A 13,400-nucleotide genomic window follows, 5' to 3' on the forward strand; every position below is an offset into this window, starting at 1 on the left:
CGGTCTGCACCGCGAGCGGGTGCCATGGATGAACGACACCCTGACCGGGTTGCGCATCACCACCCGGCCTGACTCACGCCAACTGACACAAGCGGTGCCGGTGCCTCTGGGCGCCGGCATTCCGCTGATCCTCACCGTGGGCATCGGTGCGATAGCCTCTGGCGCCATGGACTCCGTGGACCTGGTCCTTGCCGTCATCGCCGCAGCAGCCAACCTGGCGTTCGCCGCTGTGCTGATCGGTCGGAGCCGTGGCGGCACGACGGTGCCCCGGATCTTCGGCCGCCCCCAGCCCCTCCCGCGCCTGCGGGCCACGATGCACGTCTGCCTGGGGCTGGGGATCGGCGTCGGCTGGCTCGCCAAGGACATCTTCCCGCCCCACTCCACCGGCGACACGGTGCTGTTCAACGTGGTGCGCATCCTGCTGGTGGCTGCTCTCGTCACCGCACTGCTGAGCGCGTTCCGGCACCCGCGACCCACCGGTGACAGGGCCCCCCGCTAGCTCTGGCGCTGGCGGCACCTGCCGCGTCGCGCTACTGCACGACGCGCCTGATCCCCCCGGCATCGGTGGCCCTGAACTGTGGTGACCGGTCGGCAAGCTTGCGGAACGTTGGGCTTGCATCCGGTACTTCGGTACAGACTTACCGTCGTGGGTATGACCACTGACTCCCAGACCTGGGTGCCCGAGTCGTGCACCTTGCCGAGCGGGCAACGACCGCTGCGGCTGGCCGAATTCGACGACCTGTTCGCCACCGCTCTGGTGGCGCAGCAGCGGCTGTCCCCCACCGAACTGCTGTGGCGTCTCGACCCGACCGCCGAGGCGGCCGCCCGGGACCTGACCGGCCGGGAAAGCGCCTGCTGCTCGTTCTTCTCGTTCACCATCGCCGCTGACACCGGCACGCTGCACCTCGACGTGCAAGTGCCGGCCGCGCACGTCGATGTCCTGGACGCGCTCGCCCTGCGAGCCGCCGCCGGGATGACGACATGAGCGGATTGCGCAGCGGCCAGGTCGCCGCCGCGGCCGGGGTGAACCCGCAGACGCTGCGCTATTACGAACGCCGCGGACTGCTCGCCGAACCAGACCGAACCCTGGGCGGGCACCGCCTCTACCCCGCCGAAGCGGTCACCGTGCTGAGAGTGATCAAGGCGGCGCAGCGGCTCGGGTTCAGCCTCGACGAGGTGGCCGACCTGCTCGACGCGGGGCAGCACCGTCACGGTCGCCACCCCGACGCCGGCCTGCGGGTCCGCGCCCAGGCAAAGCTCGCCGAGGTCGAGGCGAAGATCACCGACCTTCAGGTCATCGCCGGCACACTGCGCGCCGCAGTGGAAGCCGGCTGCGACGACCTCGTCGAGTGCGCCGGCCAGCCTTGCTGCCCTATCCCCTTCGCCACCATCGCTCCAGGAGGTTCCTGCGATGCCGACCCTCGCTGACCGCGCCCGCCCCACGCTCCCCACCAGCCTGACCGGCCTAGCCGGACTGGCCTGCGCGGCGTGCTGCGCCATCCCGCTGCTGCTGACCGCCGGCGTGCTGTCCGGAGCCGGCTGGGCCGCCGCCGGCGCATGGCTGCCCGGCATCACGGTGACTCTCGCCGCCCTCGCCAGCGGTGCCTGGTGGTGGGCGATCCGCCGCTCTCACCGCGGCAGCTGCGCCGGCGGGAGCGGCTGCGGATGCTCGACCAGGTCACCGGCATGATCGAGGGCCGCGGGCGCATCGGTACGGTCCACGGATGACCGTCGTCCGCTCGATCCTGCTGTTCACCGTCGCCGCCCTGTTCGAGATCGGCGGGGCGTGGCTGATCTGGCAGGGCTGGCGCGAGCACCGCGGCCTGTGGTGGATCGCCGCCGGAGTCATCGCCCTCGGCACGTACGGATTCGTCGCCACCTTCCAGCCCGACCCGAACTTCGGGCGCATCCTCGCCGCCTACGGCGGCGTGTTCGTCGCCGGATCCCTCGCCTGGGGCGTGATCGTCGACAAGTTCCGGCCCGACCGGTGGGACGTCATCGGCGCCGGCATCTGCCTGATCGGCGTCGCCTTGATCATGTACGCGCCGCGTTCGGCAGGCGGCTCCTGATCGCCACGAAGACGGTGGCCTGAGGCTCAGGGCGTTGACGGCCATCCGGGTCAGTTCGGGAAGCTGATCCTCACTGGAACCACCAGGTCAAGGCCTTGATCGTTGGTGCGCCGCCAGGGACTCGAACCCCGAACCCGCGGATTAAGAGTCCGCTGCTCTGCCAGTTGAGCTAGCGGCGCTCGTCGGCAACGGGACGAGACGTTAGCACGGTCCCGGGACGCGCCGTAGCGGTGCGGGTCGACGGAGTTCGACCCGCACCCTGCGAGACCTCTCGTCCGGCAGCCGCGGCAGCAGGGACCCCACTGGCGAGGCAACGGTCACCGACAACCAGCAGCACGTCGTCACAGTGCCAACTGGTGCAGGATCACCGGATCCTTGATCTTCTTGTCGGCGGCCAACAACAACGCCTTGCTGATGATTTCGCCGAGCCGGCTGTCGCCCTCGAACGGCAGGAACATCTCCGGCTCCTTCGCCTTCGCCGAGTCGGGAATGATGCACAGGTACCGGTCGTCCGGGGCGATCAGGATGTTGCCCGAGCCGCAGTGGATGCGGTACGTGTGCAGGTCACCCCGTACTTCGAGGAACCGGTCGGTGAACGTGCACCGGTTGGCGATCGCCAGCCGGGGAATCAGCTCGGCCAGCACCTCCCGGCGAGTCCTGGCGGTCGGGGTGAGGTCGCCGAAGCTGCTCTGTGACCAGTAGTCGCGGTACCGGCCGTGGGGACCGCCGTCGTACCAGTTCGGGTCGTTGCCCACCCCGGCCGCGGCCACGAACAGGTCGACGTCGCGCATCACCTCGCTCAGCACGACCGCCGGAATCTCCTCCAGCGGCACCGGCGTGCGTTCCCCTCGGAGGAACACCAGTTGGTCGGTCCCCATCGTGTCGAACATCAGGTCGTCGCCCTGATCTTCGATGCCGGCGATGTGCAGCACGGGGCGCAGTTCCCAGTCCGGAAGGGCCAGCCAGGGGTCCTGGTAGCTCGCGCCGTCGTTGCGGTGTCGAACGTGCGACCAGCCGCGCCGGGACAGCAGCGCGTTGAGACGGTGCTGGCGCACGATGTGCGCCGCGAACCGGTTGGAGTACGTGCCGGTGGCACGCTCCGCGTCGGTCAGCAGGTACTGCTCGCGGTGCGCCTGCTTGAACGGCTGGGTGATCGTGTGCCGGGCCAGGAAGTCCCGCCACGCCGGGACCGCCGCCGGATCGTCGACCGGGTGCCACAGCCGTACCGTGGCGTCGCCGGCGGGCTCGAACACCGTGCCGTCCACGGTCCGCAGGGCGTCGCCGCCCCAGCAGCAGGCGACGCCGTCGACGGTCCAGATCAGCCGTCGGGCCAGGGTCCGGGCCAGCGGGTGGTCCAGGAACCGCTCCCGCCACTGCTCGACGGTCCAGGCACGGTTGCGCCGCAGCAGCCCCTCAAGGCGGTCACGGGTCCCGATCAGCGTGGCACCGACGTCCGCGACTGTGGCCTTCAGCTCCTTCAACTCCTCGCTGTGGTCCTTGCGCACCTGCGCCGGAGGAGCCTTGACCACCTTGCCGTCGGCGTTGCGCCACACCACTACGGCATCGACCCCGCGCACCTCGACCTCGTACGAGCTGTCACCCAGCTTGTCCGCGAGCGGCAGCCCGAAGCCGGGCAGTGCCATCTCCTCGACGTCCTCCCGGCCGATGCCGAGCGCCTCGGCGTGCTTGGTCAGGCCCTTTTCGACGATGCGCAGCGTGCTCTTGTAGGTCAGCCGCGACGCCAGCCGCGCCAGTTGCGCGAGGGCGGCGGGATGATCGGTGTCGACGAGCGCCGCGACCGCGACATTCGCCAGTTTCGGGCTCGCCGGACCGTGGCCGGGAATCTTGCGGGCGGCGCGTTCCGCGATCTGGCCGAGGCTACGCAGGGTCTCCTCCGACGGCGGCACCATCACCCGCAGCCAGATCAGGCCCCACAGCAGGCCGACGTTGTAGCGGTCGAGCATCCGCGGTGGGACATCTGCGATGTGGTCGTTACAACACGTGGTCATCCTCAGTGGCAGGCTGCGCGCCTGACCCACCAGCGGGAGCCAGTCATCGAGCCGGGCGGCGAACTCGTCGCCGCCGACCGCGTCGAGTAGGAGTCGGGCACTCTTCTGCCAGCCGGCCGTCGGCTTGGCCTTGTCCGCGCCGAGTGGGCAGTGGGCGAGCAGTGCGTGCCACGCGGATCGACGCTCCGGCGGCATCGCCTCGATGTCCGCGATGGCGCGGTCGGCCCACTGTTCTCCGACGTTGGGGATCGGCCACATCGTCTCGGCCTCGTCGCCCAGGTCGCGCACGTTGTGCTCGACGCGCGTCCGGCGCCAAGCGGCCAGCGCCGCCGGGTGTGAACGCCCCGCACGGTCCTCCGCCTGGAGGGACTCCCAGGTGAAGCGCTTGAGCCGCCCGCTCCAGCCCCCGAATCCCAGCCAGGTCTGGCCGCCCAGCCGGCCCAGCCAGGCGGCACCGTCGAGCCCGCCGCCGGAGAGCAGGACACGGACCAGCGTGACCCGCCCGTCGCTGTCCTGCCCGGGCACCGTCAGCGCGTCGAACACCCGCTGCCGGACCTGCACCGGTTGCCCGGCCAGGAGTTGCTCGGCCCGGGTCCACATCTCGCGGCGGGCGCGATCCCATGGAGTTTCATTGCTGTACGGACGCCTCGGCAAATTTTCGACAGCCGTCATCGCCGCGGCGGCACGGCGGTCGTGATCCGCGTCGCCGCCGGCCAGGTCCGCCACGGCCACAGCGAGCAACTCAGCCCGCCGCGTAGCCTCCGGCAACAGCTCGATCTGCGGCGAAGCCAGCTCGTACGGGCCGCTCGGGTCGTTGAGCGCGGCGAGCAGCGCCGGCCCGGTGCCGTCCGGGGCCCAGCCACACACCATGGCCACCCGATCCACGAAGTCCCGCCGGTCGATCTCGTTGAGGGTGTCACCGCCCCGCTCGCACCACCCCCTGACGGTGGTGATCACGTCGTGCAGCGCCTGCTCCGGGTCGTACGTGTCCATCAGCCACCCACCAGCGGAACGAGCTTGAGGAACGTGATCCGGGACCCCGCGTGCAGGTGGACCTTGTCGTCCAGGGCCGTCACCTGCCGGTCGTCGACCAGCACGACGAAACCGTTGCGGCCGAACGCCTCGAGAGTCGCCCGGGTCCGCTCCTCCGGATCGACCTGCCCCCCGGACTCCGCGACCTCCAGAAAGACCCGCCGTCGAATCAGCTCACCGAGGCGTACCTCCTCCTCGAAGATGTCCATCGTCCACTCAGAACCGGTCGGTGCTCCGGGCACCTCATCGGCGATCGTGATCATCGGCATGGCGCAGAGGCTAACTGAGCACTGCGACAGCGCTTCGCTCTCGTTCCACCGCCCGCCGACCGGTGAACGGGGCGCGATTGATCCGTCGCAGGCCGGGTAGCCGAACGGCATGCGACTACCAACCCTGGCCAAGACCGCGGCAGCGGTCACCGTGACAGCCGCCGCCGGGGCGACGGTCACCGACGCCTCCTCACGCTGGTACCAACGCCTACGCAAGCCGACCTGGCAACCCCCGCCCGTGGCGTTCCCGCTGGCATGGACGCCGCTGTACGCCCTGATCGCGGTGGCCGGCGCCCGCGTGCTGGACCGCACCAACGGAACCGATCACGCCGCGTTCACCCGCGCCTACGGGCTCAACCTGGCCCTCAACTTCGGTTGGAGCGCGCTGTTCTTCAAGGCCCAGAGACCCACCATCGCGCTGGCCGAAATCGCCGCGCTCAACGCCTCCAACCTCGTGCTGCTCCGTCGAGCCTCACGGGCCGACCGCGTCGCGGCCGTCGCACTGGCCCCGTACGCCGCGTGGACGCTCTTCGCGACCGCTCTCAACGGCACCATCGTCCGCCTCAACACCAACCGTTGAGCCGGAAGATCATCTCCTACCGCGGGTGTCCGCCAGTTACCGTACTGAAGACACAAAAAAGGCCCCGACCCGGTGTTAACCACCAGGTCAGGACCTTGATCGTTGGTGCGCCGCCAGGGACTCGAACCCCGAACCCGCGGATTAAGAGTCCGCTGCTCTGCCAGTTGAGCTAGCGGCGCTCGTCGGCAACGGAGAGAACATTAGCACCCCCGGAAGGCGCGCTCCAATTCGGTTACCCGGGTCCCCCCTTCGGTCGAGCTTTGCCGGCAAAAAGCCCCAAACCGACCACCGCCGCCAAGGTCGGGGCGTGGGTTGCGGTGGTGATGCGGCACGATGTCCGCCAGGTACGCGAGAACAGAGGTGGGCATGGCACGGTTCACGCGAGCCGGGGCGGTGGTGGGCGCCCTGACTCTGGCGGCGTCGCTGGCACTGACCGGATGCGGCGGCGGCGAGAAGAAGCCGGAATTCGTTGGCGGGGCGTCCTCGGACGTGAGCGCCACCCCCGGCTCAGCCGCACCTTCGACGCCAAGCACTCCGAGCGGGCCGCCGCTCACGCTGAGCCCGGCCAACGGCACGAAGAACCGGCCGGTGAGCACGGAGATCAGCGCGAAACTCCCGGACGGCGGGAAGGTGTCCGCCGTCACCCTGACGGCGGACGGCGGTGGCTCGATCGAGGGCAAGCTGCGCACCGATGGCTCGGCCTGGGTGCCGTCCGCTCCGCTGAAGTGGGGCACCCGCTACACGGCCACCGTGACGGCGAGCGCGTCGGACGGCACGAGCAGCCAGGGCACCAGCAGCTTCACCACGATGGCCAAGCCGAAGTCGACAATCGGTTCGGGCCTGTACCTCTTCGACGACAAGAGTTACGGGGTGGCCATGCCGGTGGTCACCGAGTTCCACCCGGGCATCCCGAAGAAGGACCGGGCGGCGGTGCAGAAGCGGATGTTCGTCCGGACCGACCCGCCGCAGCCGGGCGCGTGGCACTGGGTCAGCAATGGCACGCAGGCCTACTACCGGGCCCCGGAGTACTGGAAGCCGGGCACCACCATCACCGTGCGGATCGCCCTGGCGGGGGTGCCGCTGAGCAACGGCAGGTACGGCGACGTCGACCGCAAGGCCACCGCCAAGATCGGCCGGTCGTTCGAGATGAAGGTCGACAACGCCAACAAGAAGATGACGGTGTACGAGAACGGCGCGCCGGTGCGCACCATTCCGGTGAGCCTGGGCAAGAAGAGCACACCGTCGTCGAGCGGCACGATGGTGGTGATGGAGAAGAAGGAAGCCACGGTCTTCGACACCCGCGACGACCCGGATCCGGCCAACCGCTACGTGACCGACATCCAGTTCGCCCAGCGGCTCACCTGGGGTGGCGAGTACATCCACGCCGCGCCCTGGTCGGAGCACGTGCAGGGGCGGCAGAACGTCTCGCACGGATGCGTGAACGTGTCGATGGCGAACGCCAGGTGGTTGTTCGACAAGACCCGGATCGGTGACCCGATCACGATCAAGGGCACCGAGCGCAGGATCGCCGCCGGTAACGGTTGGACGGCGTGGAGCGTGAGCTGGTCGGAGTTCATCAAGGGCAGCGCGTTGCCGGTGCCCAGTGGTGGGGCCGGCCCGGCGGTCTGAACCGTCGACCTGTTGCGCCGGCCCGGCCGTTGGCCGGGTCGGCGTACCCTTGCACTCCCGCCACTCGATGACAGCGCGGCGACCCCCGCACTCCGGGTACGGAGACGAACCAGACTCACGAAACGCCGGATAGTAGCAGGATTCGGGCACTATTGATGGCGTGTTTCGGTTCACCCTCGGCAACCGGGGCCGGCTCTGGCGCGTCAGTAAGAGACGATGGGGCAGCGACCACAACTGTGAGGGAATTCATGCGAGCTAGCCAGGACCAGCTGATCAGGCCCGGTGGGCGACGCCGCGTGTTCGCGGCAGGGCTTCTCGCCGTGGCGCTGGCCTTCACCTCGGCCTGCACCGACGGCGACGGCGGCAAGCCGTCCTCGTGGCACGGCGGCGGTGAGAACCCGGCACCGAAGGCCGCGGCGACGATCAGTGAGCCGGCGGCTGACGCCAAGGACGTGCCGGCGTCCACCGGCATCACCTTCACCACGAAGGATGCCGTGGAGACCGCGGTCGAGCTGAAGGACGCCGCCGGCAAGGCGGTCGAGGGCGCGCTCGCCAAGGACGGCAAGTCGTGGCTGCCGACCGGCGCGCTGGCCTACGGCACGAGCTACACGGCCACCGTGACCGCCAAGGGCGACGACGGACGTCCCGCCACCGCGACGAGCACCTTCACCACAATGGCCAAGCCCGGCAATCAGGTTCGGGTGAGCAGCTTCCTCGGTGACAACCAGGTGGTCGGGGTGGGCATGCCGCTGATCGTGAAGTTCAGCCGGGCCATCCCGGAGGACTACCGCGACGACGTGCAGCGCCGGATGACAGTCACGTCGACCCCGGCGCAGGAGGGGATCTGGCACTGGGTCAGCCCCACCGAGATCCGGTACCGGCCGAAGGAGTTCTGGAAGCCCGACAGCAAGGTGTCCTACCGGGTGCAGGCGGGTGGCCTGCCGATGGGCGCGGGTTGGTACGGCCGCGCCGACCTCTCGGTGGACGTCAAGATCGGCGCGTCGGTGATCATGACGGTGGACAACAAGACCAAGCGGATGACGGTGACCCGCAACGGCTCTGTGATCAAGACCATCCCGGTCAGCCTGGGTAAGAAGAGCACCCCGTCGTCCAGCGGCACCATGGTCGTGATCGAGAAGCTGCGCAAGACTGTCTTCGACACGTTCGAAGAGCTGGGCCCGGAGGAGGGCTACCGCACCAAGATTGACTTCGCCCAGCGCCTCACCTGGGGCGGCGAGTTCATCCACGCGGCACCCTGGTCCGAGGGCCAGCAGGGCAGCGTGAACGTGTCACACGGTTGCGTGAACGTGTCGATGGCCAACGGCGACTGGCTCTTCAAGAACACCCAGATCGGCGACCCGATCACGGTCAAGGGCACCGAGCGCAAGCTGCAGAACGGCAACGGCTGGACCGACTGGAACATGAGCTGGGACGAGTACGTCAAGGGCAGCGCCCTTCCGTACGAGCCTCCGGCCGACCCGGACGCCACCACCCCGACGCCGGGCGGGACGGTCACCCCGTCCCCCACGCCGACCGCCTGAGCCAGCCGACGAAAGCCCCCTCCTCGGAGGGGGCTTTCGCGTGCTCCCCTGTTTCGCCCCCACAACGACTCAGGCCCCCTCCGAGGAGGGGGCCTGAGCAGTCAAACCAGTGGGGTGACTGATGGGAATTGAACCCACGACAACCGGGACCACAACCCGGTGCTCTGCCAACTGAGCTACAGCCACCATGCCGCCGTCGCCCGGTCGATCGCTCCGGGCGGGGTGCGGACCAATAATAGCCACACCGCGACGCACCTCGTCCAGCGGGTTCCCTGCTCCCCGGGACGAGCCGGCGCGTTCAGAGTTCGGCGGCGATGGCCTTGGCGGTCTCGACATCCGGGCCGGGCAGCGGAACGAAGACGGTGCGCCGGTAGTACTCCAACTCCCGGATGCTCTCCCGGATGTCGGCCAGCGCCCGGTGCGCGAGACCCTTCTGCGGCTGACCGAAGTACACCCGGGGATACCAGCGGCGGCAGAGTTCCTTGATCGACGACACGTCGATCATGCGGTAGTGCAGGTGCGCGTCGAGGCGGGGCATGTCCCGGGCTATGAAGCCCCGGTCGGTGGCGATCGAGTTGCCGCAGAGCGGAGCCGTACGCGGATCCTTGACGAAGGTGCGGACGTACTCCAGGACCAGGTCTTCGGCTTCGGCGAGGGTGACCACCGAACGGCGCACCTCTTCGGTGAGGCCGGACTTGGCGTGCATCGTCTGGACGATCTCCGGCATCCCCTCCAGTGCCGCCTCGTCGGCGTGGATGACCACGTCGACACCGTCACCCAGCACGTTGAGGTCGGGATCGGTGACCAGTGCCGCAACCTCGATCAGTTTGTCTCTGCCGAGGTCCAACCCAGTCATCTCACAGTCGATCCAGACGAGGAGATCAGCCACCGGGACAGCCTACGCGCAGCCCACGCGCTGCGGCTGCGCGCTCTCGGCGGACTGGACCGCTAGGGTTTCGGGGTGCCAGCAGAACCCGTCGCACCGCCCGCCGTCACCGAAGACGATCCCGGCGGCCGTACGGTCCGTCGTCTGGTCGCGGTGGTGGCCCTCGGCGCTGTGCTGCCAGCGCTGTACCTGCCCGGCCTCGTGCACAACTTCTTCGATCTCAAGATCTACATGTCCGCGATGGACTGGTGGCGCGTCGGCCACCCGCTCTACGACTACGTCCAGCCCGACCGGGTGCAGGGCGAGTTGTACTTCACCTACCCACCATTCAGCGCGTTGCTGCTGTGGCCGTTCGGTCTGCTGCGGCTCGGCGCGACCGTGGCGATCTTCACGGCGCTGACCGTGCTGGCCGTGGTGCTGACCACCCGGTGGCTGGTGACGCCGGTGATCGCCCGACACAACCTGCCCCGAACGTTCACCCTGATCGCCGCCGTCCTGCTGGTGCTGGCGGTGGAGAGCATCCGCGAGACGATCACCTTCGGCCAGATCAACATGCTGCTGGTCGTGCTGATCCTGGCCGACCTGCTGTTCGCGGTACCGCAGGCGCGACGCTGGGCCGGGGTGGGCGTGGGGCTGGCGACGGCGCTCAAGCTCTTTCCCGGCATCTTCATCGTGTACCTGCTGGCCACCCGGCGGTGGCGGGCCGCGGCGGTGGCGAGCGCGACCGCGGCGGCGGCGACTCTGCTCGCGGCGGCGATCGCCCCACGTGACTCGTGGCGGTTCTGGACGCACGAGCTGTGGACCACCGAGCGGGTGGGACGCACGGACATCGTCGGCAACCAGTCGCTGTTCGGCCTGCTCAGCCGGTTCACCGAGCCGGAGAAGCCGGACCGGCTGCTCTGGCTGCTGCTGGTCGCCGCGGTCGCCGGCTACGGGCTGTGGCGGGCCGCCCGCGCGGCGCGGGCCGGTGACCCGTTGACGGGCCTGACGTTGACCGGGTTGGTCGGTTCCCTGGCGAGCCCGATCACCTGGACCCACCACATCTACTGGTTCGTGCCGGCGGTGGTGCTGCTCGCCGACGCGGCGTTGAGCGCCAACCGCCCCGACGAGGCACGCCGACGTCGGTGGCTGGCCGGGCTCGCGCTGGGCATCACCGCCGTGACCATCTACGGCGTGGTGACGTTCCAGGCCTGGGGCGCGGGACCGGTCCGCACTCACGACCCGGTGGACTTCATCGTGCAGAACACCTACGTGCTGCTCGGCCTGCTGCTGCTGGTGGCGTTGCCGGTGCGCTCGGGGCTCGGTGCGGAAAATCGCACCAATTGGACAGACCTCCCGAGTAACCATGTTCGGCGCTAACCTGTCCTCATCTACCTCAAGCGTCGCTCGGGTAGCACCGATCCCCCGGTGAGAGTGGCCCTCCGCGTCGGCAGCGCGGAGGGCCACTCGCCGTCTCACCCACCGCCACGGGCCGGGTCGTCACCCGACAGGGCCCCACGGGCCGGGTCGTCACCCGGTGCGGCCGTCACCGGCCGGGCCGTGGGCTCGTCCACGTCGGCCGGGGGCCAGGCGAGACTCAGCGTCACCTCCGGCGGGCGGGGCAGCCGGACCGGTTCGTCCAGGTCGGCGAGGGTGGCCGCGCGGGCCGCGCCGATCGCCGACCGGGCGGGTCCCGGGGCTCCGGAGCCGACCGGGGCGAGTTGTCGTGCCGGCAACGGCGAGGTCGGATCGGGTTGCCGGAGGCCCAGGCCACTCAGCGAGGTGACCCCGAGCCGACCGGCGAGCACCGGCACCTGATCCGGCTCGACCACGAAGATCACCTCGCGTGGCCGTAGCGGCCGCAGCAGGAGCAGCGCCGCGCACACCACCAGCAGCACACCGACGGTCAGCAGACCCCAGGTGGCCGGGCCGGTCCACCCGGCCCGCAACTCCGCGCGCAGGTCCAGTGCCAGGTCGGCCTCGCCGTCGGGGCGCATCACCACCAGGCTCATGGGTTCGCCGGCGAGGTCGTCCGCGCTCCACTCCAGCGAGCCGATTCCCTCGCGTACCCAGAAGGGCCGGCCCAGCGGTGTGACCGGCCCGTCGGCCGTCGCGGCACCCGGGGTGTCGGCGGCCGGCCCGGCCGGATCGAGCCGGACCGGCAGCGGACCGCGGGCCAGCGCCACCCGGCGGACCGTGGCGTGCGGCACCGCCTCCAGCCAGCCACGCACCTCGGCGGTGGGCGCCAATCCGACGAAGGCCGGCCCGCCCGTGGTGCGGGCGTCCAGGCGCAGTCGGGTCTGCGCGGTACGCGCGAAGGGCGCCTCCTGGCGTAGCAACCGGTCGAGGTCGGTGACGACGATCGCGTGACCGGGCGTGCGGACCGTTTCAAAACGGGCGGTGAAGGACCCGCCGGGGTCGGCGTGTCGGATCACCAGCCACAGCCCGCCACCGGCGAACAGCGCCGGAATTCCCACGACCAACAGCAGCACTCCGGCGATCATCCGCACGAACCGCATCCGCACCGTCCCCCTCCGTAGCCAGATACCCGGCCGACCTTACCGACGTACGCCGTCTGATCAGGGGATATCCACGGCACCGTCGGCATCGGCTCCGGAAAGCGCGCTGGCCCGCCGGATGATCCGGCGGGCCAGCGGGTGGAACAGGGGTCAGGCCTTGGCGACCGGCTCCCGGCGGGTACGCGCGAACGCCAGCCCGCCCAGCGCCAGGCCGGCCAGACCGGCGACGAGACCGGCCACACCGAGGCCGACCGCGAGCCCGTTGCCGTCGTCGTCGTCATCGTCGTCGGGCGAGGCCACGGCTGCGGTCGGCGTGGCCGAACCCGACGGTGCCGCGGCGGCCGCCAGGGTGAGCACCGGAGCCGGGTGCTCCGGCTCCTCGGCACCCGGCGCCGGGTCGTCGATCCACCGCGAAATGTTGCCGTCCGAGTAGGTCTGCAGGGTCTTGAAGACCATCGAGTCGACCTGCGGCAGCGGCCCCATCGAGACGGGGAACTCCTGGAACTGACCCGGCTTCACCCCCGCGTCACCGGAGGCCGTCCAGGTGATCTTGGAGACCGCTTCGGTGAGCTGACTGCCGTGCACCTCGATCGGCGGGTCCACCTTGCGCTTCTCCGTGGTGACCGTCCAGCCCGGCACCGGCATCGTCGACACCGAGCCGACCGGGGCGTTCTCCGGCAGCACCACCTCCAGCTTGATGGTCGACGCGGTGTCGCTCTCGTTGGGCACCCGGAACGCCACCCGGGCGTAGCCACCCTGGGTCGCCTCCTTCGGGTTCACCGTGACGTGTGCGGACGCCGGTCCGGCGAAGCCGAGCACAGCGGTGGCGGCGGCGGCGAACGCCAGGGCGGCAGCGGCGGTTGCGGTACGCCGGAGTCGGGTCATGG

At 70.0% G+C, this 13,400-nt stretch carries 14 protein-coding genes and 3 tRNA genes; 9 read left to right on the forward strand and 8 right to left on the reverse strand.

Annotated features, from left to right (window positions below; all coding sequences use genetic code 11):
* Positions 1-28: 28 nt before the first annotated feature.
* The 5 genes from ACIA47_RS04535 to ACIA47_RS04555 all read left to right on the forward strand — a co-directional run bounded on the left by ACIA47_RS04535 (position 29) and on the right by ACIA47_RS04555 (position 2,069).
* Positions 29-499 (forward strand): hypothetical protein, encoded by a 471-nt coding sequence (locus tag ACIA47_RS04535; protein ID WP_396705477.1) that lies wholly within the window; start codon positions 29-31, stop codon positions 497-499.
* A gap of 153 nt (positions 500-652) precedes the next feature.
* Entirely contained in the window at positions 653-985 is a 333-nt protein-coding gene (locus tag ACIA47_RS04540) for a hypothetical protein (protein WP_396705479.1), read from the forward strand.
* Complete coding sequence (locus ACIA47_RS04545; RefSeq protein WP_396705481.1) at positions 982-1,428, forward strand: MerR family transcriptional regulator; 447 nt, start codon at positions 982-984, stop codon at positions 1,426-1,428. Before ACIA47_RS04540 ends, ACIA47_RS04545 begins: the two co-directional genes overlap by 4 nt.
* On the forward strand, positions 1,412-1,690 hold the full coding sequence (locus tag ACIA47_RS04550; RefSeq protein WP_203117950.1) for a hypothetical protein: 279 nt from the start codon (positions 1,412-1,414) through the stop codon (positions 1,688-1,690). Before ACIA47_RS04545 ends, ACIA47_RS04550 begins: the two co-directional genes overlap by 17 nt.
* Before the next feature lie 34 nt (positions 1,691-1,724).
* On the forward strand, positions 1,725-2,069 hold the full coding sequence (locus ACIA47_RS04555; RefSeq protein WP_396705483.1) for a YnfA family protein: 345 nt from the start codon (positions 1,725-1,727) through the stop codon (positions 2,067-2,069).
* Positions 2,070-2,172: 103 nt separating this feature from the next.
* Here ACIA47_RS04555 and ACIA47_RS04560 read toward each other — a convergent pair.
* The 3 genes from ACIA47_RS04560 to ACIA47_RS04570 all read right to left on the reverse strand — a co-directional run bounded on the left by ACIA47_RS04560 (position 2,173) and on the right by ACIA47_RS04570 (position 5,379).
* Positions 2,173-2,248, reverse strand: a tRNA-Lys gene (locus ACIA47_RS04560).
* A 162-nt stretch (positions 2,249-2,410) separates the two neighbouring features.
* Positions 2,411-5,071: a DUF4132 domain-containing protein gene (locus ACIA47_RS04565; protein WP_396705485.1), complete on the reverse strand. Its 2,661-nt coding sequence runs from the start codon at positions 5,069-5,071 to the stop codon at positions 2,411-2,413.
* Entirely contained in the window at positions 5,071-5,379 is a 309-nt protein-coding gene (locus ACIA47_RS04570; RefSeq protein WP_396705487.1) for a hypothetical protein, read from the reverse strand. The genes ACIA47_RS04565 and ACIA47_RS04570 overlap by 1 nt, the downstream gene beginning before the upstream one ends.
* Positions 5,380-5,488: 109 nt before the next feature.
* Here ACIA47_RS04570 and ACIA47_RS04575 point away from each other — a divergent pair, with 109 nt between their 5' ends.
* Positions 5,489-5,959: a TspO/MBR family protein gene (locus ACIA47_RS04575; RefSeq protein ID WP_396705489.1), complete on the forward strand. Its 471-nt coding sequence runs from the start codon at positions 5,489-5,491 to the stop codon at positions 5,957-5,959.
* Positions 5,960-6,062: 103 nt separating this feature from the next.
* Here ACIA47_RS04575 and ACIA47_RS04580 read toward each other — a convergent pair.
* A tRNA-Lys gene (locus tag ACIA47_RS04580) sits at positions 6,063-6,138 on the reverse strand.
* Between the two features lie 187 nt (positions 6,139-6,325).
* Between ACIA47_RS04580 and ACIA47_RS04585 the strand changes: the two genes are divergently transcribed.
* Together ACIA47_RS04585 and ACIA47_RS04590 are read left to right on the forward strand one after the other, a co-directional pair.
* Positions 6,326-7,588, forward strand: a complete 1,263-nt coding sequence (locus tag ACIA47_RS04585; protein ID WP_203117946.1) for an Ig-like domain-containing protein — start codon at positions 6,326-6,328, stop codon at positions 7,586-7,588.
* 248 nt (positions 7,589-7,836) lie between these two features.
* Positions 7,837-9,129, forward strand: coding sequence for an Ig-like domain-containing protein (locus ACIA47_RS04590; protein WP_396705492.1), 1,293 nt, complete (start codon positions 7,837-7,839; stop codon positions 9,127-9,129).
* A 110-nt stretch (positions 9,130-9,239) separates the two neighbouring features.
* Here ACIA47_RS04590 and ACIA47_RS04595 read toward each other — a convergent pair.
* Together ACIA47_RS04595 and orn are read right to left on the reverse strand one after the other, a co-directional pair.
* A tRNA-His gene (locus tag ACIA47_RS04595) sits at positions 9,240-9,315 on the reverse strand.
* 112 nt (positions 9,316-9,427) lie between these two features.
* Positions 9,428-10,018 (reverse strand): oligoribonuclease, encoded by a 591-nt coding sequence (gene orn, locus ACIA47_RS04600; protein ID WP_203117944.1) that lies wholly within the window; start codon positions 10,016-10,018, stop codon positions 9,428-9,430.
* 72 nt (positions 10,019-10,090) lie between these two features.
* On the opposite strand from orn, the gene ACIA47_RS04605 reads away from it, so the two are divergent.
* The gene (locus ACIA47_RS04605; RefSeq protein ID WP_396705494.1) at positions 10,091-11,374 is read left to right on the forward strand and encodes a glycosyltransferase 87 family protein; all 1,284 of its coding nucleotides are present in this window, start codon (positions 10,091-10,093) and stop codon (positions 11,372-11,374) included.
* A gap of 95 nt (positions 11,375-11,469) precedes the next feature.
* On the opposite strand, the gene ACIA47_RS04610 is transcribed toward ACIA47_RS04605, so the two are convergent.
* Entirely contained in the window at positions 11,470-12,513 is a 1,044-nt protein-coding gene (locus ACIA47_RS04610) for a hypothetical protein (RefSeq protein WP_396706366.1), read from the reverse strand.
* A gap of 150 nt (positions 12,514-12,663) precedes the next feature.
* Positions 12,664-13,398, reverse strand: a complete 735-nt coding sequence (locus ACIA47_RS04615) for a YcnI family protein (RefSeq protein ID WP_203117942.1) — start codon at positions 13,396-13,398, stop codon at positions 12,664-12,666.
* Positions 13,399-13,400 lie beyond the last annotated feature (2 nt).

It is taken from the genome of Micromonospora sp. NPDC051227 (assembly GCF_044455385.1).
GTDB lineage: Bacteria > Actinomycetota > Actinomycetes > Mycobacteriales > Micromonosporaceae > Micromonospora.

What these genes read in the sequence shown, in the direction of transcription:
- ACIA47_RS04585 (WP_203117946.1), top strand. Translation starts at nt 6,326, where the DNA reads ATGGCACGGTTCACGCGAGCCGGGGCGGTGGTGGGCGCCCTGACTCTG.
- ACIA47_RS04610 (WP_396706366.1), bottom strand. Translation starts at nt 12,513, where the DNA reads ATGCGGTTCGTGCGGATGATCGCCGGAGTGCTGCTGTTGGTCGTGGGA.
- ACIA47_RS04550 (WP_203117950.1), top strand. Translation starts at nt 1,412, where the DNA reads ATGCCGACCCTCGCTGACCGCGCCCGCCCCACGCTCCCCACCAGCCTG.
- ACIA47_RS04545 (WP_396705481.1), top strand. Translation starts at nt 982, where the DNA reads ATGAGCGGATTGCGCAGCGGCCAGGTCGCCGCCGCGGCCGGGGTGAAC.
- ACIA47_RS04555 (WP_396705483.1), top strand. Translation starts at nt 1,725, where the DNA reads ATGACCGTCGTCCGCTCGATCCTGCTGTTCACCGTCGCCGCCCTGTTC.
- ACIA47_RS04535 (WP_396705477.1), top strand. Translation starts at nt 29, where the DNA reads ATGAACGACACCCTGACCGGGTTGCGCATCACCACCCGGCCTGACTCA.
- ACIA47_RS04615 (WP_203117942.1), bottom strand. Translation starts at nt 13,398, where the DNA reads ATGACCCGACTCCGGCGTACCGCAACCGCCGCTGCCGCCCTGGCGTTC.
- ACIA47_RS04540 (WP_396705479.1), top strand. Translation starts at nt 653, where the DNA reads ATGACCACTGACTCCCAGACCTGGGTGCCCGAGTCGTGCACCTTGCCG.
- ACIA47_RS04575 (WP_396705489.1), top strand. Translation starts at nt 5,489, where the DNA reads ATGCGACTACCAACCCTGGCCAAGACCGCGGCAGCGGTCACCGTGACA.
- ACIA47_RS04570 (WP_396705487.1), bottom strand. Translation starts at nt 5,379, where the DNA reads ATGCCGATGATCACGATCGCCGATGAGGTGCCCGGAGCACCGACCGGT.
- ACIA47_RS04590 (WP_396705492.1), top strand. Translation starts at nt 7,837, where the DNA reads ATGCGAGCTAGCCAGGACCAGCTGATCAGGCCCGGTGGGCGACGCCGC.
- ACIA47_RS04565 (WP_396705485.1), bottom strand. Translation starts at nt 5,071, where the DNA reads ATGGACACGTACGACCCGGAGCAGGCGCTGCACGACGTGATCACCACC.